Raw genomic sequence first — 18,119 nt, 5'->3', positions numbered from 1 at the left:
GAATCCTCGAGCCCTTCAGCAGGAACCAGGCGCTTCAGCAGGAATCGCGGACCGCTTCCTTCCTGCTGACGCGCTCAGACCGCGGAGGCCTCCACCTCGGCGAGGACGGCCATCGCGTAGGCGTCCTCCGGGGTGTCCGCGAGATGCGTCATGGATTCGCCGCGAAAGGTGCACACGACTCGCCAGCCGTCGGCCTCGTCATCGCGTTCGAGCCGCTGGAACGTGCCTTTCAGGGCCTCTCGCAATTGGTCCTCCCGAGGGAACCAGAGCGCGTCCTCGATGGCGATGGAATCGAGCGCCCATTCGGTGGTCCCGTTGAATCCGAGCACCGTGCCGGTCGTATAGGCGTGCGCCTCGATCGTCATGTCGCTGACGGTGAACGCCTCCGTTCCGGTCGACTCCATGTCCTGGGTCAGGAATTGGAATCGGTCGCCGGTGGCCGGTCGCCACACGAGCCCGGCTTCACGGAGACGGAGGGCGAGCGGGCGCGAGATCATCGGTCCAGGATAAGGACCCGGAAAGCACGAACGGGGTGGGAGCACGACGCTCCCACCCCGTTCGCCCGACGAGTATCAGTTCGCGGCGTTGTAGGCCGTCTGCACCTCGGCCGGGATTCGGCCGCGCGACGAGACGGTGAATCCGTTCGCGTTCGCCCACTCGCGGATCGCCTTCAGGTCGCCCTTCGGCTCGCGCGGCGCCGAGGAGGACGAGCCCTTCGCCCGGACGGCGACGTCGGCCTTGCGGGCCGCGTTGACATACGGGGAGAGCGCGGAGCGGAACTCCTCCGCGTGATCGGTCGTGAGATCGATGGTGTAGCTGACGCCGTCGAGCGAGAAGCGCACGCTCTCGCCGGATCCGTCCTCGATCGGCTGCTGCGTGAGGTCGTCGACGAGCTGCACGATGTACTTCTGCGCCATGGGTGTGTGGTTCTCCTGTGTGAAGCGGGTAGTCCGAATGGGCCCGAGCAATTCTCGGTGAAAAGAACTGTACACGGAATGCAAGCGAATTCGGACATCTTTTTGCGGCAAGCCCTCCGAAGCGCTGCGGAGAAGGTTGGAATTCACCCGGCGCGGGACCAAAAGCGATAGCGATCGGCATCCATCCGCCCCCGGCATCGTCGGCACGGCATCGATGGGACGAAGTGGACGCGTCCAATGAGGCCCCTCCGCCCCTCACCCGCCGACGAAGAGCCGGAGCAGCGAGTCTCGCGCGCAGCGTCCTCGACCGACGCGTCATCCGTCAGATGCGCGCAAGGGATTTCATCGGCACGTCGTCCGGGGTCGAGTCGATACTCGGTGCAAGCAGGATGGTTGAGCATTCTCATCGTTCAGGACCGATGAATCCTCGCCGAAGAAGCCTGATCGGTACGCGCATCCGACCGACGCCGGGCTGGAACGGTGGTGGGACGGACGTGGCTGGACCGGCTACAGGGTCCATCAAGCATGAGATCACCGGCGGCGAAGACGGGCCGGTGATCGAGACGATCGACATCTCCGGGACGCAGTACTCGCCCGCCCGGAACGTCATCAGCACGAGCTCGTCCAGCAAGAAGCTCCACGTCAGGATCACCGACGCGGAGACCAACTCCTGACGGACAGCGCCGGACCGGGCCGGAACGGAACGGAACGGGACGGAACGAAGAGATCACAGACTCAGGCGGACCCGGATCGCCCTCGATCGCGGCCCCCGACCCCTCACCTACCGCGCTCCGGGGCGTTCGAGAACCGCGCCGGGGAGAGGCTCCGCAGAGCGCTCGGACGACTCGGGCTCGCGGGCGCCGCATCCGCCCCGCGACATGCAGAAGGCCCGGTCGGCGTGCGGAGCGACTCCGCGGCCGACCGGGCCGTTCTCTGTGGACCCTAGGGGATTCGAACCCCTGACCTTCTCATTGCGAACGAGACGCGCTACCAACTGCGCCAAGGGCCCCGGTGCGGTCATCGACCTTAGCACCTGGCGACACCTCCGATTCGCCCGACCACGCCGGTTCCGAGGATCGTGCGGACGCGTCCGCCGCGGAAGGACGCATGGACGCCCGGTGCCGGATCCGTGCGCGTGCACGAGCTCTGCACCGAGCACGTCGGCAGGAAGGAGCACCATCAGCAGGAACCAGGGGCGCGCTGCTTCCTGCTGAAGCGCCTCGTTCCTGCTGTCGTGCTCGCGCTCGGCGCGCGCGGCGGCGCGGCCTACGCGGAGCGGCGGCGGCGCAGGACGCCGTCGAGGTCGGTGACGACCGGGCCGCTCTCGTTCATCGCCGTCACCGCATCGACGGGCCGGCGGTCGAGCGCCGCGACGGCGGGCGAGGCGTGCGCGGCGCGGAGCGCGTCGTCCGCCCGCTGCGCCGCCGCGCGGAGCGACGCGGCGATCGCCACGTCGTCGCGCACCGGCGGGGTCGGCGCGACGGCCTTCTGCTGCTCGAGGTAGCGCGGCTTCGGCAGCGGCACCGGGGTCCACGTGGGGCGGGAGGGCTCCGCCTCCTGCCACTCGGAGAAGCTGCGGGTCTCCTCCGGCACGACGACCGCCTGGTCGACCGCGGAGACGGCCCGGTGCGCGGCGGCGACGGTGGAGGCGCGCTGCAGCAGGGCGACCGCGAGGAGCGCGACCACGATCCCGGCTGCGAGGAACTCCCAGCCGCCGCCCGCGCTGACGTCCGAGACGCCCCAGCCCGCGAGCGTGATGCCGACGACCAGGATGTTCGTCGCGAGGACGCGCGAGCGGCGCAGGCGCGCGGCGGCGATGTCCGAGACGGCGACGGCCCGGCGGCGCGGCTCCCGCGGCCCGTTCCCGGACCGGGCGAGCTTGCGCTCCGCCTTCGCTTCACGGGGGCGCGCGACGGTCTCGGCGCGGCGGGCGGACTCGCGCAGCGCCCGGTGCTGCTCGGCGATGCTCCGCGCGGACACCTCCGCGCGGACCTCCTCCGGCACCTCGGCCGTCTCCGCGAGCACGCGGAGGGTCTGCTGCAGCCGGACGGCGGTGCGCTCGGTCCGGACGTACTCGCGGCGGCGCAGCCAGGTGGGCGTGAGGTAGAGCAGCCACAGCACGGCCGCGAAAGCGATGATCGCGCCGCCACCCAGGCCTGCCATGGCATGACCGTAGGGCCGCGGCCGTAGCACGCCCCGCAGGCGCGGGCGGCGTGTCGCGGGCGGGCGTCACCACCCCAGACCGGGCGTCAGGGGAAGGGCGTCGCCGCGAGGCGGCGGTCCGCCTCCGGCACGTCCGCGGCGCGCTGCGGCGCGCGCCCGTCCTGCCAGCGCCGGAGGACGCCCTCCGGCACCTCCTCGGTCACGAGACCGAAGCAGAAGTGGTCCCGCCAGTCGCCGTTGATGTGGATGTAGCGACGCTTGAGCCCCTCGTAGCGGAAGCCGAGCTTCTCGACGACCCGCAGCGACTTCGCGTTCTCGGGCCGGATGCAGATCTCCATCCGGTGCAGCCCGAGCGCCTGGAAGCAGTGGTCCGTCGCGAGCGCGACCGCGGTCGGGGTCGCGCCGATGCCGGCGAAGCGCTCCGCGATCCAGTAGCCGATCGTCCCGGACGACAGCGAGCCGTACGCGATCGACGTCACGTTCAGCTGGCCGGCGAGCTCCCCGTCGACCTCGATGACGAACGGCAGCCCCTGCCCGGTGCGGGCGTTCTGCTGCAGCGCGCGGATGCTCGAGCGGGTGTCGAAGCCGATCGAGCCGCGCGGGCTCGTCGCCTCCCACTCGCGCATCCAGCCGCGCCCCTCCACGAGCTCGCGCTCCATGGCGCGGGCGTCGCGGAGGCGGATGGGACGGATGCCGACCCTGCCGGAGCGCAGGGTGGGGACGGGCACGACCACCGGCTCAGTCGAGGCCGGCGACGAACTCGGCGAGCCAGGGCCGCAGCTCGGGCCCCAGGTCGTCGCGCTCGGAGGCGAGCTGCACGATCGCCTTGATGTAGTCGATCTTGTCGCCGGTGTCGTAGCGGCGGCCGCGGAAGACGACGCCGTAGACGCCGCCCGTCCAGGTGGCGCCGGCCATCTCCTCGAGCGCGTCCGTGAGCTGGATCTCGCCGCCCTTGCCGGGGGCCGTGTGCTCGAGGATCGGGAAGATCTCCGGCTTCAGGACGTAGCGGCCGATGATCGCGTAGTTGGAGGGCGCGGTCTCCTTGGACGGCTTCTCGACGAGGCCGGTGATGCGCACGACGTCGTCCTCGTCGGTCGCCTCGACCTTCGCGGCGCCGTAGAGGTGGATCTGGTCGGGGTCCACCTCGAGCAGGGCGACGACGGAGGCGTTGCGCTTGCTCGACTCCTCGATCATGCGCTTCAGCAGCGGGTCGCGCTCGTCGATCAGGTCGTCGCCGAGCAGGACCGCGAAGGGCTCGTGCCCGACGTGCATGCGCGCCTGGAGGACCGCGTGGCCGAGTCCGCGCGGGTCGCCCTGGCGGAAGTAGTGGATGTCGGCGATGTTCGTCGACTCGCGGACGCGCTGGAGCTTCGCGTGGTCGCCCTTGTTCTCGAGCGTCGCCTCGAGCTCGTAGACGCGGTCGAAATGGTTCTCGAGCGCGTACTTGTTCCGCCCGGTCACCATGAGCACGTCGTTGAGGCCCGCGGCGACGGCCTCCTCCACCACGTACTGGATGGCCGGCTTGTCGACGACGGGGAGCATCTCCTTGGGCATCGCCTTCGTCGCCGGCAGGAAGCGGGTCCCGAGACCGGCGGCCGGGATCACGGCCTTGGTGATGTGGTACGCCATGGGCTCAGGCTATCCGGACGCTCTTCCTAGAATCGGGCCATGACGGGCGATCTCGCACCCCAGAAACGGGCACTCCGCGCCGAGCTGCGCGAGCGGCGCCGGAATCTCACCCGCGACGAGCGCGCCGCAGCGGCCGCCGGGATCACCGAGCACCTCATCGCGCTGACCCGGCAGGTCGGCGCACGATCGGTCTCCTGCTACCTGTCCGCGACCGACGAGCCGGACACGCGGCCGTTCGTGAACTGGGCGCGGGACGCCGGCATCCGGGTGCTGTTCCCCATCACCCGCACCGACGGGCTGCTCGACTGGACGACCGCCACGGACGACGAGGAGGAGGTGACCGGCCTCGCCGGGACGCCCGAGCCCGTCGGCGAGCTGCTCGGCCCGATCGCGATCAACGACGTCGACCTGATCGTCGTCCCCGCGGCCTCCGTCGACCGGTCCGGGATGCGCCTCGGCTGGGGACGCGGCTACTACGACAAGACGCTCGGGTCGATGGAGCGGTGCCCGCCGGTGTACGGGGTACTCTTCGACTCCGAGCTGGTGGACGAGGTGCCGAGAGAACGGCACGACCAGGCCATCGACGGCGTCGTGACCCCGACGAGGACCGTGGAGTTCTCCACCCGCTCCGCCCGCCGACGGAGGATCTGACCGCCCATGCCCGTGTACGCCTACAAGTGCCGCGACTGCGGCACCCCGCTCGAGGTGCACCAGGAGTTCAGCGACGCGCCCCTCACCGAGTGCCCGGTCTGCGGCGGCGCCCTCCGGAAGCAGTACGGGTCGATCGGTGTGACCTTCAACGGCTCCGGCTTCTACCGCACGGACTCCCGCGCGGGGTCGGGCGACGGCGCGGCCGCGAAGCCGGCCGAGTCGAAGGGCGACTCCGCGAAGCCGGCGGCCGCGAAGTCCGACGCCGGCGCGGCGAAGCCGGCGGCCTCGTCGAGCGCGTCCTCCGGGTCGTCCTCGTCCTCCGCTTGAACTCCGTCCCCTGCCGGGAACGCGCCGCTGCTAGACAGGGCGCATGAAGGGTTTCAAAGAGTTCATCCTCCGCGGCAACGTCATGGACCTCGCGGTCGCGGTGGTGATCGGAGCAGCGTTCACGGCGATCGTCGGAGCGGTGGTCACGAACATCTTCACGCCGCTGATCGGCGCGCTCTTCAACGCGAAGGACCTGGCGGCGACGGGCATCGTCAGGATCCCGCTGACCTCCGGGGTCGCGGAGCTGAAGTTCGGCGCCGTCCTCGCGGCGGTGATCACGTTCCTCATCACCGCCCTGGTCGTCTACTTCGTGTTCGTCGTCCCGATGAACGCGCTCCTGAAGCGCGCGTTCCAGAAGCCCGCCGAGCCCGTCTCCGACACGCCCGCTCCCCCGACGGAGCTGGACCTGCTCGCGCAGATCCGCGACCTCCTCGAGGGCCAGCAGCGGGTCGGCGACAAGCGCATCCTGAACCAGGACTGACCGACCCACTCCGCTGCGGGGGCTCCCCGCGGCTGCCGGGGCGGTGCGCGCCGCCCCATCAGCCGCGCGGAGCCCCCGCAGCGAGGTGCTCAGCCCCAGTGGGGCGGCTTGTCCGCCTTCAGGCGGGCGTCGTTCGCGCTGTCCGGGCTCGGCGCGGCGTCGCCCCAGGAGGACGGCTCGTCCTCCGCCGCGCGCTCCCCCGACGACGGGGTCGGATCGGAACCCGGGACCGGCTCGGTCCGGACACGGCGGTGCCGACGGCGTGGCTCGCTCAGGGGCGGACCTCGATCACCGGCAGCGTCGTCGTGAGCGGCGACGGCTCGCGCGCGCCGAGCGCGATCGCGATCCGGCCGGCGATCGCGTCCGGGTCGCTGAACAGGTCGAAGCTGTGGACGCGGAGGTAGTGCCAGCCCAGCCGCTTCAGGGTCTCGGGCCGCAGCCGGAGGCCCTGCCGCAGGCTCGTGCCCTGCAGCGCCGCGTCGGTCTCGACGGTGATCGCCCGCGCGCCGTACGACGCGACGAGCCCGAGCTTCCCGTGGTAGCCGAGCGCCGCCTTCATGCCGAGGGCGCGGAGGCGCCGGGCGAGGTCGACGAGCATCGCGTCGCGGTCGTCGTCGATGACGTCGGCCTCGATCCGCCCCTCGGCGTCGGCGAGGAGTCGACGGAGGGCGAGCACGCCGGGCGGCATGCGGTCGCCGTCGAGGTCGTCCGGCCGGAAGCAGGACACGATGGCGAGCGACCGGCGCGCCCGCGTCACCGCGGCCGCAAGCAGCCGCTCCCCGCCCGGACGCGCGAGCGGCCCGAGCTGCGACAGCGTGCGGCCGTGCGGGGTCCGCCCGAAGCCGACCGACAGGATGACCCGGTCGCGGCTGTGTCCGACGGCCTCCGCGAGCGTCACGACGATGAACGGCTCCGCCTGGTCGCGCGTGAAGAACTCGGTGACGTCGCCGCGGCGCACCAGCGCCTTCATCACGGCCTGCTGCACCCGGATCGCATGCTTCGCGCTGCCGGAGATCACCATCAGCGACTCGCGCGGCCGGCTCGACGCGTGATCGAGCACGCGCTCGACGACCCGCTGCACCTCGGCCTCGACGGCCTCGACCGTGCCGCTCTCCGCGTCGGGCAGGCCATGGCCGTTGTCGACGTAGTCGAGCACGAGGCTGCCGTGCCCGAGGAAGGTGCCGGCCCAGGGCACGCTCTCGATGCGGCCGTCGTAGAAGCGCCGGTTCACGAGCTCGGCGAGGTCCTCGCCGCCGGCCCGGTAGCTCGTGGTGAGCTCGACCGACGGGACGAGGGCGGCGAGCCGGGAGAAGACGCTGTCCGCGTGCCGGTCGTCGAGGCGCCTCTGCGTCTCCGGCTCGTGCTCGGTCTCGCGGATCGCGATGTCGAACGGCATCGGCGTCTGCGTGACGGGGTCGCCGAAGACGACGACCTGCTTCGCCCGCCGGACCGCCCCGAGCCCCTCCGCGAAGCTCAGCGCTCCCGCGTCGACGACGAAGACGGTGTCGAACGTCACCTCGCCGAGCGCGTGGACCTCGTAGGGCGACGCGAGCCACACGGGCGCGAGCAGCTTGATCAGGTGCGGCGCCTCCCGGTGCAGCACCGAGACGTCGTCGACCTTCGCCTGCAGGAGCGCGCGGAGGGCCTCCGCCTCCGCGCCCCGGTCCGCGAGTGCGAGCCGCCACGAGTCCGCGAGCTGCCAGGCGAGCCGCTTGGCGTTCGCGCCGGCGTGCGCCTCGTCGACGAGGCGGAAGTCCTGCTCGAGCCGGTCGAGCACCGTCGTGTTGGCGCCGAGGAGGGCCGGGTCGTCGGCGAGGAGGCGCTCCAGGACGCTCTTCCACCACGCGAGCTCGAGCTCGGCGCCGACCCGCTCCGGCGGCACGTGCCGGCCCGCGAGGTCCTCCAGCAGCGGCGCCAGGTCCTGCGCCTTCAGCCGCGCCATCACGGTCTGCCGGTCCTGGAGGTTCTCGAGCACGTCCGAGTCCGCGGCGAGCGCCGCGAGGCGGTCGCCGACGTTGTCGATCGGCTCCTGCAGCAGCGAGTCGGGGGTGCCGGCGAGCCCGAGCGGTTCGTCCAGGGCGGCGAGGTCCGCGGCGACGGCCTGGTACTCGGTCCACACGTCGGTGATGCCGGCGGGCACGTCCGGCGTCATGCCGCCGGACACGAAGCGCTGGTACAGCACCCGCTGCTGCTGGATGCGCTGCAGCCAGTCGTTGAGGTCGGCGACGTGCACGCCCGGCCGGAGGTACTCCTTCGCGAGCCGCTTCAGGCGCCGGCGGTTCACGCTCGACATCTCGCGGGAGTCTCGGCGCGGGCCGGTCGCGATGATCAGCTCGCCGAGCGACCGGTCGAACACGGCCGGCTGGAACTTGTCGAGCGTCTCGCGGACGTCGAGCAGCAGCTTCAGGTAGACCCCGAGCTCCTGGATCGTGCCGAACGGCCGGAAGCGCGAGCCCGCGATGAGGGCGTCGGCGCGCTCGAGCAGCCGCGGGACCTCCGTGGCGTGGAGCCGCTTCGCGAGCTGGTGCGCCTGCGCGGCGCTCTGGCCGTCGGCGAAGGTCGAGCCGTACCAGGGCGAGTCCATCGGTCCGACCCGGAACTCGCCGAGCGCGGCGGCGCGCAGCAGGTCCTCCTGCACCGCGCCGCGATCCATCGCGAGCGCCTCCATGGCGCGCGTCGACAGGCGGGCGGTCGTCGCGGGCGGGCTCGGCAGCAGAGCGAGCCGCGAGAGCTCCCCCAGCGCGTCGAGCACGCTGACGCGCAACACCGGGTCGCGGCGGCCGAGCGCCGCGCGGTAGTCGAGCAGCACGGAGCGGAGGCGGATGAGCGCCTCGTCCACCTCGCCCGTCTCGGCGGCCTCCGCCTTCTCGTTGCGCGAGATCGCGTGGATGAGGTCGCGCCGCACGGAGCGCGCGGACGCCGTCAGGCCCGGCAGGCCGATGTCGGCGAGCCGCGTCGACACCGCGCGCAGCGTCGCATGGCGGGGGCTGACGACGAGCACGCGCTTGTGCTGGGCGACGAGGGCGCCGATCGCGTTGACGATCGTCTGCGTCGCGCCGGTGCCGGGCAGCGCGTGGACGGCGAGGTGGTGCCCGGCCGCGATCTCCGCGACGGCGTCCTCCTGCTCCGGGTCCGCGTCCAGCAGCGCGCCGTCGAGCGTCGGGGGCCGCTGGTCCTGCGGGATGACGTCCACGCGGTCGACCGCGCCCGTGATGCGCGCCATCGCCGTCGGGTTGCCGGCCACCGCGTCGATGACGGGGTGCGACAGGTCCTGCGCGTCGGCGAGCAGCGCGGGCCCGATCTCGCCGAAGGAGGAGATGAGCAGGCGCGGCTGCACGCTGAACCGCTGGAGGTGGCTCGTCAGCTCGCGCAGCCGGTCGATCACGGGCTGCGGCTTGAAGGCCCCGGCCGAGAGTGCCAGCGCGACGAAGGCGTCCGGATCGAGCTCGATGTCGAACTGCTCCCGCATCGCCGTGACGAGCCCGGGGTTCAGCTGCAGGGCACCCTTCAGCCGCAGCTCGAAGTCGCGGCCGTAGCGGCGGATCGCGAGCGGGCGGAGGAGCACGGGCCCGCGGAAGTCCTGCTTCTCGAACCGCCACTCCGCGAGCCCGATCGCGAGGTGCATGGTGTCGAACCCGCGGGTCGCCGCGAGCTCGACGGCCTTCGCGGTGAGCGTGGACGCCGCGGCGCTGGCCGTGCGGAAGGCGATGTCGTCCCGGATCAGGTTCGACAGCAGCGTCGTCTTACCGGTGATGAACTGGGCGAGGCCGGACGGGTGCGTCGTGGACAGCTCGATCCGGGTGCGGACCGAGTCCTCGAACCGGATGAGCGGCGACACCCCGCCGACGTGGAGCAGCTCGTCGCGCCAGCGCTCCCAGGCGCCGACCGCGCCGTTGACCGGCGTGTAGCGGGTGTCGCCGGTGCTGATCGCACCGGGCGTCGACCCGCCCCCTGCGCCGGTCACGAGGCGAGTCGGAGCGGTCTCCGTCTTCTCCTCGGTCTCACCCGTGTGCAGCACGCCGCCACTGTAAGTCGGGGCTTCCACCGCACCGCGGCTGCCGCTCGGCGTGGCGCGAGCCCGGAACGGCCGCGGGGCGGGGAGACTGTCCGATCCCCGCCCCGCGGCCGCCGATTCACTTGAGGACGACGACGTGCCCCGGACCGGTCCCGCCGGTCACCGCGGGCGCCGTGGAGGCGTACAGCCGCCCGTTCGCCCACTCGACCGCCGCTGCGCCGGGCAGCGCCGCGACGAGCTTCGGGCCGTGCTTCGTCGGCGTGAAGACGCCCTGGCCGAGCTGCACGACGTAGATGCGGCCGGACGGCGAGACGGCGAGGTTCGTCGCCTCGGCGAAGCCCGTCGCGACGCGGTGCGTCCAGCCGCTCCAGCCGACCCGGTACACGCTGCCGAGCCCACCCGCGCCGCCGGGCAGGGTCGTCGCCCAGATCCCGCCCTTCGACACCTCGACATCCGTGGGGACGGCCTCGAAGCGGTAGCGGAGCCCGATGCAGGCCGTGACGCCGAACCGTCCCGCGAGCTCGGAGCCGATCGTCACGGTCTGCGGCGGCAGCACGGCGACGGTCGACACGTGGCCCCGCTGCGAGATCCGGAGGATGTCGTTGCCGCCAGCGTCGGCCACCAGCCAGGAGCCGTCGCGGAGCCCGGCGACCGCGTACGGGTGCGAGTCGACCTGCCCCCGGTAGACGACGTCCAGTCCCGCGGTCTTCATCTGCTCGCGGCACGTGTCGGACACCTTCGACGGGTCGGTGAAGCCGTACGTGATGCGCCCGTCCGGGTTGTGGTGCTTCTCGTACCTGGAGAGGCTCACCTGCAGCACCTTCTTGCCGTGGTGCAGCACGGTGAAGCGGGTGTCCGTGTGGTCCGCGTTGCTCTGCGTGTAGCCGATGCGGCCGTGCTCGACGTCGACCCCGGCCAGGTCGCCGCTCGCCTCCGGGTTCTTCGTCGGCGTGCCCCCGAACGCGATCGGCTTCGGGTGCCCGACGAGGTAGAGCGCGGACGCGCCGGAGTCGGCGACCGCGACGGTGCGGCCCGAGACGGCGAACTGCAGCGGCGCGATGTAGTCGCCCGGCAGCGTCTTCACGACGTGCGGTCGATGGGCCGGCGAGGCGGCGGCACTGCCGACCCCGGTGACGGCGGCGAGCCCGGTGCCCGCGACCAGGGCCACGGCGGCGGCCCTCCTGATTCTCAACACTGGTTCCTTCTTCCTCGTCGGAGGGCGTCGGATGGGCACGCCCAGCGCCACGATGCACCGCCGTGCGAACCGCCCGCATTGGGGAAAACACGCATTCGTCCGGGCCGCATCGGCGTGCACGGATCGTGCCCTGGAGTCCGGGGGTAGCCCGCCGGCGACTGCCGGAGTACGGTCCGGAACCGCCAACCAGCCACCCGCCGCCCCCTCGTCTGGACGCCCGACCGATGCGACCCGCCGACCACGCAGAGCTCACCGCCTTCGATGCGCGCGCACTCGTCGCGGGGCTCCCGGCGCTGCACGAGGCCCCGGACCTCCGCGCGCTCGGCACCGCGGTGCGGCGATGGACCGGCGACCTGATCCCCTTCGACGCCCTGGACGTGGTCGGCTCCGCGGGCGGCGAGCGGGAGGCCGCGGGCCTGCACCACCGGCTCGCGATCCGCACCCCGGGCGGCGGCGAGGTGCTGATCGGTCTGGTCCTGGGCCGGAAGCGGAAGGCGTTCTCCGGCCGGGATGTCGCGGTCGCGGCGCTGGTCGGACCGGTGCTGGGCGCCGCCGCGGACCACGTGCGCCTCCGCGCCGCGCATCGCGAGCAGGTCACGGCGCTCGCCGTGCTGACGCACCGGGAGCGGGAGGTGCTCGCGCTCGTCGCGGACGGCCGCACGAACCGCGACATCGCCGACGTCCTCTTCATCGAGGCGCGCACGGTGGAGAAGCACGTGGAGCACATCCGCTCGAAGCTCGGTGCGCGGAGCCGGGCGGACGCCGCCGCGCGGTGGGCCCGCGCCACCGCCTGACCCGCGCGCGTCAGCGCGTCGGCGTCCCCTGGTGGAAGCGGAGGCGCCACTCCCCCTCGATCCGCTGCCAGACCGAGCTGCGGTTGGCGACGAGCGTCACCCCGCTCTCCGGGTAGGTCGTCTCGCTCCGATAGGTGAGGAGCGCGGCGTCCGGGCCGAGGGAGCGGATGCGCAGCAGGGGCAGCGGCAGCAGCGTCTCGAACGCCTCGGCCTCCGTCGCCATCGAGGCCTCCCGCGACCAGTGCCGGCCCGACCGCCCGAACTCGTCGAAGTCGTCCGCGAAGACACGGGCGAGGTGCTCGTGGTCGAAGCGCGTCTCGGGCCGCCACAGCGACTCCTCGAGCGCGGTCAGCCGGGCGACGTCCTCCGGGTCCATCCTCCTAGACTGCTCTCCGCCGGCCTCTGTAGCTCAATGGAAGAGCAGTTCCGTCCTAAGGAAAGGGTTGGGGGTTCGAGTCCCTCCAGGGGCACTAAATATCGCTCTCTCGAACCCCGAGCCTGAGAAAACAGCCCTCGGGATGCGGCGTCTCGCTCGCGGAAGCCGAGCAGCCGACGAGCACCGCTGCCTGACGGATGGCTTCGGCGCGCTCAGCCAGCTCGCTCTCGACCTCGTCCTCCATCAGCCCAGACGTTCGCGGGACAGCAGGCACGCGACGCGACGCGACTCGACTCGGCCTGGCTAGGTCGGGTTGCCGGGGTTGCCCGGGAACATCGGACTGCCGGGGTTGCCGGGGTCGGACGCCGGGTCGTACTGCGTGCCCATCGTCGAGCTCAGCCCGATCGACGAGCTCCTGGTGCGTACTGCCGCACTCTGCGCCGCCAGAGCAGCGCGGTACTCGGGGTCCCGAGCAGACCGTACGGCTCGGTAGATCACGAGTCCGATCACCGTCACGAACCCGGCGGCGACTACCACGACACCGATGTCGAACATGACCTCGAACGACATGGCCGCCTCCTCCATCGTGGTCGGCAGCGTATCCAGCAAAGTCTCCCCTTGCGGAATGCGCACCTACCTTCCTATTCTTTCGCCCGTGCCTCGACGACGAGCAGGGACGCTCATAGCCCTGGAGCAGGACATCCTCCGAGCCGGTCTCCGACTCGGGGACGAGGGCGAGCAGTTCCACGGATTCGGACTCGCCGCCTCGCTCCGGAACGAGCGGCACGGCCTCATCGCGCACGGCACGCTCTACAAGGCCCTGGCACGCCTCCAGGAGGCGGGGCTGCTCACCGCGGTCTGGGAGCAGTCGGAGGTCGCCGAGCAGGCGAAGCGCCCGCGCCGGAAGCTCTACGCGGTGACCACTGCCGGCGAAGCCGCCCTGCGAGCCTCCGATCAGCACGCATCCCCGGCGCGCCACGCCACGCTTCGCCCGAGCACCTCATGAGCGATCGTCGCAGTGGCTGGGCCGACTCGCTCGTGCTCCGATGGAACCGAGCTCTCGTTCGAGACCTGCCCCCGTCGATCGCGGAGGACCGCGTCGCGCAGATCGTCTCCGACATCTGGGAACAGCGGCACGCCGAGTCCGGCTCAGCAGCACGAGCCTCCCGGTCGATTCTGCTGCGGGCGCTCCGGGGTCTCCCCGCCGACCTGCTCTGGCGCCACGCAGCCCTCACCATGCCTCGAGCAGCGGGGGCGCCCGCTCCTCGAATTCGTCACGAAGGAACGAAGATGACTCAGAAGCACAGTTCCGGCATGAAGCCCTGGACGCATCTGACCGACTTCGAGAAGCCGTTCGACCAGACGAACGGCGCCGTCGACTTCGACTCGCCCGACAAGCACGACGCAGAAGACGTCGAAAGCCGGATGCTCGCGCGAGGTGTTGCCTCGAACGCCGCGAACGTCGGTCTCACCGGCGGCTTCTAAGCACGCCTCGCCGCCGGAAACTCGCGATCGACGACACTCGAGAGGTGAAGCCGAGCGCTCAACGGAGGCCGGCGCTGCTCCGCCTCGACCGCGGCGTCGTCTTCGTCGCCTTGCTGCTGCTGGGAACGCTGGCGTTGAGCTCACCCCTCCTGGCCGGCATCAACGGCATGCGCATCTCGGGATGCCACACCCACTGCAGCACCGCGCTCGTCGGAGCCGGCGACGCCGTCATCATGGGCGGCCCCATCGGAGCGACCGTGCTCGTGTTCCTCAACCTGCTCCTCGCGCCCCACCCCGACCGATACCTGTGGTGGCTACCCTGCTCAGCCCTCGCCGTCGCAACAGCGGCGCTGCTCATCGGGGACCACCTCATCACCATCGGAGCAGGAGGGATCGCCATCGGAGCAGGAGGGCTGTGACACCTCCACCACCTCTCAAACCGGCGACTCACGGATGTCAAGCCGCGACATCCCGGACACGGCGACGAGGGGCGTCGGATCGTGTCGGCGACGTGAACGCGGCTGCCGCGACCGTGCGGCTTCGCGCACCGCTGCTGCAACCATGCCGCTCGTGCACCATCTCCCCGCCTGGATCGGCGCCGCCGCGGCCGTCGTCATCGCCGCCGCCGGGGTCGCCCTCATCGCCGTCCTGCTGCGCCGTCGGCGCCGCCTCGCGGCGTCCTTCACCGTGGGCGCGACGCTGGCGCTCGTCGCGGTCACCGTCGTCGCCTCGGTGGGGGTCCACGGGCTCGGCGCGCAGCCGACCGGAACGCCGGTCGCGCTTGCGACGTCGCGATCCGCGCCGGCGACGAGCGTCCCCCCTCCCCCGGTCGTGACGACCGCGACCTGGCGGCCCTCCGTTCTGCACGGCGGCATCGACTACGCGCGCATCGCACGGGTCCACGTCCCCGTCTTCCCCCGAGCACTCCGAGGAGACGTCGTCCGGAAGGCGCACGAGCTGCCTGCGCACGGTCTGGTCGGATCGGTCCGGATCCCCGGGACCGTCTCCCACTACGCCGCGCGTGCGGCGGTGATCTACCTGCCGCCCGCCGCGCTCGTGCCGCAGCCGAGGCTGCTGCCGCTGGTCGTGATGTTCTCCGGTCAGAGCCGGGGCGCCGGCCCGTACGACCCGGTCTGGGACGGCGATCTCGGTCCGATGATGGATGCGATCGCCGCACGGCATCACGGCGTCGCGCCGATCGTCGTGGTGCCCGACCAGCTGGGCTCGTTCACCGGCAATCCGATGTGCGTCGATTCGCCGCTCGGCCACGTGGCCGCGTACGTCATGCACGACGTCCGCGCCTGGGTCCTCCGCCATCTGCCGGTGGAGACGGACCGGACGACGTGGACCGTCGCCGGATTCTCCGAGGGCGGGACCTGCTCGATCCAGTTCGCCTCCGAGCACCCCGACGTCTTCGGGTCGTTCGTCGACGTGTCCGGCGAGCGGGCACCGCTGAGCGGCACCCTCGAGCACAGCATCGCCGCCGGCTTCCACGGGGACGCTCGGGCCTACGAGCACGCCGGACCGATCTGGGTGATGGCGCACCGGACCTACTCGGACGAGGAGGCGTACTTCGCCGTCGGCGCACTCGATCGCCAGTACGGGCCGGTCATGCCCGTGATGGCGGCTCACGCGGCCGCCGCCGGAATGGTCACCCATCAGCACCGGGTGTCGGCCCTGTCGCACAACTGGCGCATGGCCGACCTCGCGTTCACGTGGGGCTTCCACGCCCTCGAAGCACGCTGGCGCCTGTGATGGCATCCCGGCGAGCCGTCCGCTGGCGGGCGATCTGACGGCGACATGAACACGTCGTCCGCGATGCCCCGGATACCCGCGGGAAGCGCGCTGGAGGGGCGTCGGTGGCGGCTACCGTCGGACCGTCAGGGGAGCGGCGCTCGTGGGCGCCCCAGCCGGGTTCGACTCCTGGGCTCTCCACCACCGGACGCTGAGCTCCGCGCGCTCGGTGCGGCGGCCGCACCGATGCCGTGACCCGACGCCGGTCCCCCGCTGACAGCGCATCAGCCGTCCCGCTGGACGACGGCGGTCGGCACCCTGCGCACGGGGAACACCCAGACGCTCGCGAGCCAGAAGCGCACCGCGGACCCGAGCACGAGCCCGACGACGTTCGCGGACACCGTGTCGTCGATCGCGGAGCGCAGCCCGAGCAGGTCGTGCGACGTCCAGAGGCAGAGCAGGGCGACCGACGAGCCGAGGAGGCTGGTGACGAGGAACGCCATCCCTTCTCGCACGACGTCGTCGCGGCGGTGCAGCCGGAACGCCCACCAGCGGTTGCCCGCCCAGTTCACCGCGATGGCGCACAGGGTCGAGATCGCCTTCGCGACGAGCGGACCCTCCGCGACGTGCTCCGGTGAGAGGGGGCCGAGTCGGAGCAGCGTGAACGCGCCCAGGTCGACGAGGAACCCGACGCCGCCGACGGCCGCGAATCGGACGAGCCGGATCAGCACCGGAGGCACGCGGGCGCTCACGGCCGACCGGTCGCTCGCAGCACCCACGGCCCGGTGGCGTGGACGACGGGCAGCTCGGCCAAGCGGGCGCGGGACGCGGAGGACAGTCCGGTCGCCGGACGGACCACGATCACGGTCCGTCCCGACAGGAGGTAGCCGAGCACGTCGCGCTGCCACCGCGCATTCGCCTTCCGCGGCACGCCCGGCACGGGTGCGCGGTCGGCGTCGTAGGTCCAGCCCGTCACGTCCGGCCGGACCGGGCAGTCCGGGTCCGCGAGGTCCCGACTCAGCACGCCGGTGATCGCGAGCAGGGTCGGATCGTCCGTGACCACGCAGCCGGACGTGCGCCCGACTGCGGCGACCACGGACGCCGGCACCGTCTCGCCGCCGCGGGGCGCCCGGAGGGCCGCCACGGTGCCGCCGACGCCGATCGCGACGACGAGGCCGGCCGCCGCCCAGCGCCGGGCTGCGCCCGCGGGCAGGAGGTCCGTCGCCCGCTGGGCGGCGACGCCGACGCAGAGCGCGATCGCCGGCGCGGCGAGGTCCGCGTAGTGCGGGAACCAGGACGGGGCGGCGAGGAGCACGACGAGGTCGGCCGCCAGCAGCAGCGCGAACACACGAGCGCCCGCGGTGAGCGCCGTCACCACCAGCGCACCGAGGACGAGCGCGAGCAGCGCGCCCGCGACCAGCTGCGCGTCGATCGGCCCGATCCGGATCGCGCCGACGATCTCCGTGATGCGGCGGGAGACCCGTCCCACCCGCGCTCTGCCCATCTGGTCGAGGACGACCTCGCGCACCATCGCGACGGGCGCGGCGGCGAGGAACGGGCCGCAGACGACGAGCACCGCGGTGGCGGCCCCCGCCGCGAACCAGCCCCGCCGCCGCGTGCCCGCGAGCCAGAGGACGACCGCCGGAACGACGTACCAGATCTTCACGTCGACGGCCCAGCCTGCGGCGACGCCCGCGGCGAAGACGGCTCCCGGCGTGGTCCCCCTGCCGAGCAGCACGATCGCCAGGAGCACGCCGATCGAGCCGAGCGGCTCGAGCAGCACGGACCGCTCCGCGTACACCGCGGTCGGCAGCACGGCGAGCAGGACCCCGCCCGTGACCGCGGCGGTCGGACCGAAGCGGCGCAGCGCGACGAACGCGAGCGCGGCGCCGAGCCCCCCGAGCGCTTCGAACGCGAGGCGCGCGGCGACGAAGCCGACGCGATCCCCGAACACGGAGCCGATCGCCGCGAACGGCGCCGCGGCGAGCACCACGCCGGGCGGGTGGAGCAGGAGGAAGGACCGGTACGGCAGGCGTCCGTGCACCAGCGCTGCCGCCGCGGCGTAGTCGACGCCGTCGTCGTAGCCGCCCATCCCGAGGGGACCGCCCGTCCGCAGGAGGGCGACGAAGCGCAGCGACGCGCCGAGCAGGCCGATCCCGATCGCCGTCGCGACGACCGCCGCGCTCCACGTCGTCGTGCGCCCGGTCCCGGGCGCGAGCGCGACCGGGGAGGCCGAGACGAGGGTCACGGGGTCCCCTCGGCCGCTCGACGGGCGGACGGTGCTGCTCGGACGGGCATCGACGCTCCTCGGGGTCGGGACGGCGACGATGGTCGCGGCTCGCGTCCGCCGCC

20 protein-coding genes and 2 tRNA genes are annotated in these 18,119 nt (G+C 72.4%); 9 read left to right on the top strand and 13 right to left on the bottom strand.

Going from position 1 to position 18,119, the window contains the following annotated elements:
- Window positions 1-74 precede the first annotated feature (74 nt).
- The 6 genes from CLV52_RS04985 to galU form a co-directional block, all read right to left on the bottom strand.
- Window positions 75-497: a pilus assembly protein CpaE gene (locus CLV52_RS04985; RefSeq protein WP_133765165.1), complete on the bottom strand. Its 423-nt coding sequence runs from the start codon at window positions 495-497 to the stop codon at window positions 75-77.
- Between the two features lie 75 nt (window positions 498-572).
- Entirely contained in the window at window positions 573-917 is a 345-nt protein-coding gene (locus CLV52_RS04980) for a histone-like nucleoid-structuring protein Lsr2 (RefSeq protein ID WP_133765164.1), read from the bottom strand.
- Between the two features lie 936 nt (window positions 918-1,853).
- Window positions 1,854-1,926: transfer RNA gene (locus CLV52_RS04970), tRNA-Ala, on the bottom strand.
- A 257-nt stretch (window positions 1,927-2,183) separates the two neighbouring features.
- Window positions 2,184-3,080 (bottom strand): hypothetical protein, encoded by an 897-nt coding sequence (locus CLV52_RS04965; protein ID WP_133765163.1) that lies wholly within the window; start codon window positions 3,078-3,080, stop codon window positions 2,184-2,186.
- Window positions 3,081-3,166: 86 nt separating this feature from the next.
- Window positions 3,167-3,814, bottom strand: a complete 648-nt coding sequence (locus CLV52_RS04960) for a GNAT family N-acetyltransferase (protein ID WP_133765162.1) — start codon at window positions 3,812-3,814, stop codon at window positions 3,167-3,169.
- A gap of 4 nt (window positions 3,815-3,818) precedes the next feature.
- Window positions 3,819-4,709 (bottom strand): UTP--glucose-1-phosphate uridylyltransferase GalU, encoded by an 891-nt coding sequence (gene galU, locus CLV52_RS04955; protein ID WP_133765161.1) that lies wholly within the window; start codon window positions 4,707-4,709, stop codon window positions 3,819-3,821.
- Window positions 4,710-4,748: 39 nt separating this feature from the next.
- On the opposite strand from galU, the gene CLV52_RS04950 reads away from it, so the two are divergent.
- The 3 genes from CLV52_RS04950 to mscL are packed head-to-tail and all read left to right on the top strand — an operon-like array spanning window position 4,749 to window position 6,168.
- On the top strand, window positions 4,749-5,360 hold the full coding sequence (locus CLV52_RS04950; RefSeq protein WP_133765160.1) for a 5-formyltetrahydrofolate cyclo-ligase: 612 nt from the start codon (window positions 4,749-4,751) through the stop codon (window positions 5,358-5,360).
- 6 nt (window positions 5,361-5,366) lie between these two features.
- Window positions 5,367-5,687 (top strand): FmdB family zinc ribbon protein, encoded by a 321-nt coding sequence (locus CLV52_RS04945; protein WP_133765159.1) that lies wholly within the window; start codon window positions 5,367-5,369, stop codon window positions 5,685-5,687.
- 43 nt (window positions 5,688-5,730) lie between these two features.
- The gene (mscL, locus tag CLV52_RS04940) at window positions 5,731-6,168 is read left to right on the top strand and encodes a large conductance mechanosensitive channel protein MscL (RefSeq protein WP_133765158.1); all 438 of its coding nucleotides are present in this window, start codon (window positions 5,731-5,733) and stop codon (window positions 6,166-6,168) included.
- 271 nt (window positions 6,169-6,439) lie between these two features.
- On the opposite strand, the gene CLV52_RS04935 is transcribed toward mscL, so the two are convergent.
- Both CLV52_RS04935 and CLV52_RS04930 read right to left on the bottom strand, forming a co-directional pair.
- Window positions 6,440-10,186: a DEAD/DEAH box helicase gene (locus CLV52_RS04935; RefSeq protein WP_133765157.1), complete on the bottom strand. Its 3,747-nt coding sequence runs from the start codon at window positions 10,184-10,186 to the stop codon at window positions 6,440-6,442.
- 115 nt (window positions 10,187-10,301) lie between these two features.
- A complete protein-coding gene (locus CLV52_RS04930; protein WP_162850716.1) occupies window positions 10,302-11,375 on the bottom strand; it encodes a ScyD/ScyE family protein in 1,074 nt (357 codons plus the stop codon).
- A 227-nt stretch (window positions 11,376-11,602) separates the two neighbouring features.
- Between CLV52_RS04930 and CLV52_RS04925 the strand changes: the two genes are divergently transcribed.
- Entirely contained in the window at window positions 11,603-12,172 is a 570-nt protein-coding gene (locus CLV52_RS04925; RefSeq protein ID WP_133765155.1) for a helix-turn-helix transcriptional regulator, read from the top strand.
- 10 nt (window positions 12,173-12,182) lie between these two features.
- On the opposite strand, the gene CLV52_RS04920 is transcribed toward CLV52_RS04925, so the two are convergent.
- Entirely contained in the window at window positions 12,183-12,548 is a 366-nt protein-coding gene (locus CLV52_RS04920; RefSeq protein ID WP_133765154.1) for a nuclear transport factor 2 family protein, read from the bottom strand.
- A gap of 22 nt (window positions 12,549-12,570) precedes the next feature.
- Here CLV52_RS04920 and CLV52_RS04915 point away from each other — a divergent pair.
- A tRNA-Arg gene (locus CLV52_RS04915) sits at window positions 12,571-12,642 on the top strand.
- Here the strand turns inward: CLV52_RS04915 and CLV52_RS18290 are convergent.
- Together CLV52_RS18290 and CLV52_RS04910 are read right to left on the bottom strand one after the other, a co-directional pair.
- Window positions 12,643-12,792, bottom strand: a complete 150-nt coding sequence (locus CLV52_RS18290; RefSeq protein ID WP_162850715.1) for a hypothetical protein — start codon at window positions 12,790-12,792, stop codon at window positions 12,643-12,645.
- A gap of 59 nt (window positions 12,793-12,851) precedes the next feature.
- Complete coding sequence (locus CLV52_RS04910) at window positions 12,852-13,181, bottom strand: hypothetical protein (RefSeq protein WP_162850714.1); 330 nt, start codon at window positions 13,179-13,181, stop codon at window positions 12,852-12,854.
- Between the two features lie 22 nt (window positions 13,182-13,203).
- Between CLV52_RS04910 and CLV52_RS04905 the strand changes: the two genes are divergently transcribed.
- From CLV52_RS04905 to CLV52_RS04890, 4 genes are all read left to right on the top strand, one after another.
- Window positions 13,204-13,554 (top strand): PadR family transcriptional regulator, encoded by a 351-nt coding sequence (locus CLV52_RS04905; protein ID WP_162850713.1) that lies wholly within the window; start codon window positions 13,204-13,206, stop codon window positions 13,552-13,554.
- 284 nt (window positions 13,555-13,838) lie between these two features.
- The gene (locus CLV52_RS04900) at window positions 13,839-14,033 is read left to right on the top strand and encodes a hypothetical protein (RefSeq protein WP_133765151.1); all 195 of its coding nucleotides are present in this window, start codon (window positions 13,839-13,841) and stop codon (window positions 14,031-14,033) included.
- Between the two features lie 44 nt (window positions 14,034-14,077).
- Window positions 14,078-14,452, top strand: a complete 375-nt coding sequence (locus CLV52_RS04895; protein ID WP_133765150.1) for a hypothetical protein — start codon at window positions 14,078-14,080, stop codon at window positions 14,450-14,452.
- A gap of 151 nt (window positions 14,453-14,603) precedes the next feature.
- Window positions 14,604-15,788: an alpha/beta hydrolase gene (locus CLV52_RS04890; protein ID WP_162850712.1), complete on the top strand. Its 1,185-nt coding sequence runs from the start codon at window positions 14,604-14,606 to the stop codon at window positions 15,786-15,788.
- 263 nt (window positions 15,789-16,051) lie between these two features.
- On the opposite strand, the gene CLV52_RS04885 is transcribed toward CLV52_RS04890, so the two are convergent.
- Both CLV52_RS04885 and CLV52_RS04880 read right to left on the bottom strand, forming a co-directional pair.
- On the bottom strand, window positions 16,052-16,519 hold the full coding sequence (locus CLV52_RS04885) for a GtrA family protein (protein WP_133765148.1): 468 nt from the start codon (window positions 16,517-16,519) through the stop codon (window positions 16,052-16,054).
- Window positions 16,516-18,015: a hypothetical protein gene (locus CLV52_RS04880; RefSeq protein WP_133765147.1), complete on the bottom strand. Its 1,500-nt coding sequence runs from the start codon at window positions 18,013-18,015 to the stop codon at window positions 16,516-16,518. The genes CLV52_RS04885 and CLV52_RS04880 overlap by 4 nt, the downstream gene beginning before the upstream one ends.
- Between the last annotated feature and the right edge of the window lie 104 nt (window positions 18,016-18,119).

Origin of the sequence: Amnibacterium kyonggiense (genome assembly GCF_004364555.1) — a bacterium.
Lineage (GTDB): Bacteria > Actinomycetota > Actinomycetes > Actinomycetales > Microbacteriaceae > Amnibacterium > Amnibacterium kyonggiense.
The sequence above is the reverse complement of the archived record's forward strand: the minus strand, read 5'-3'. Positions and strand labels throughout refer to the sequence as shown.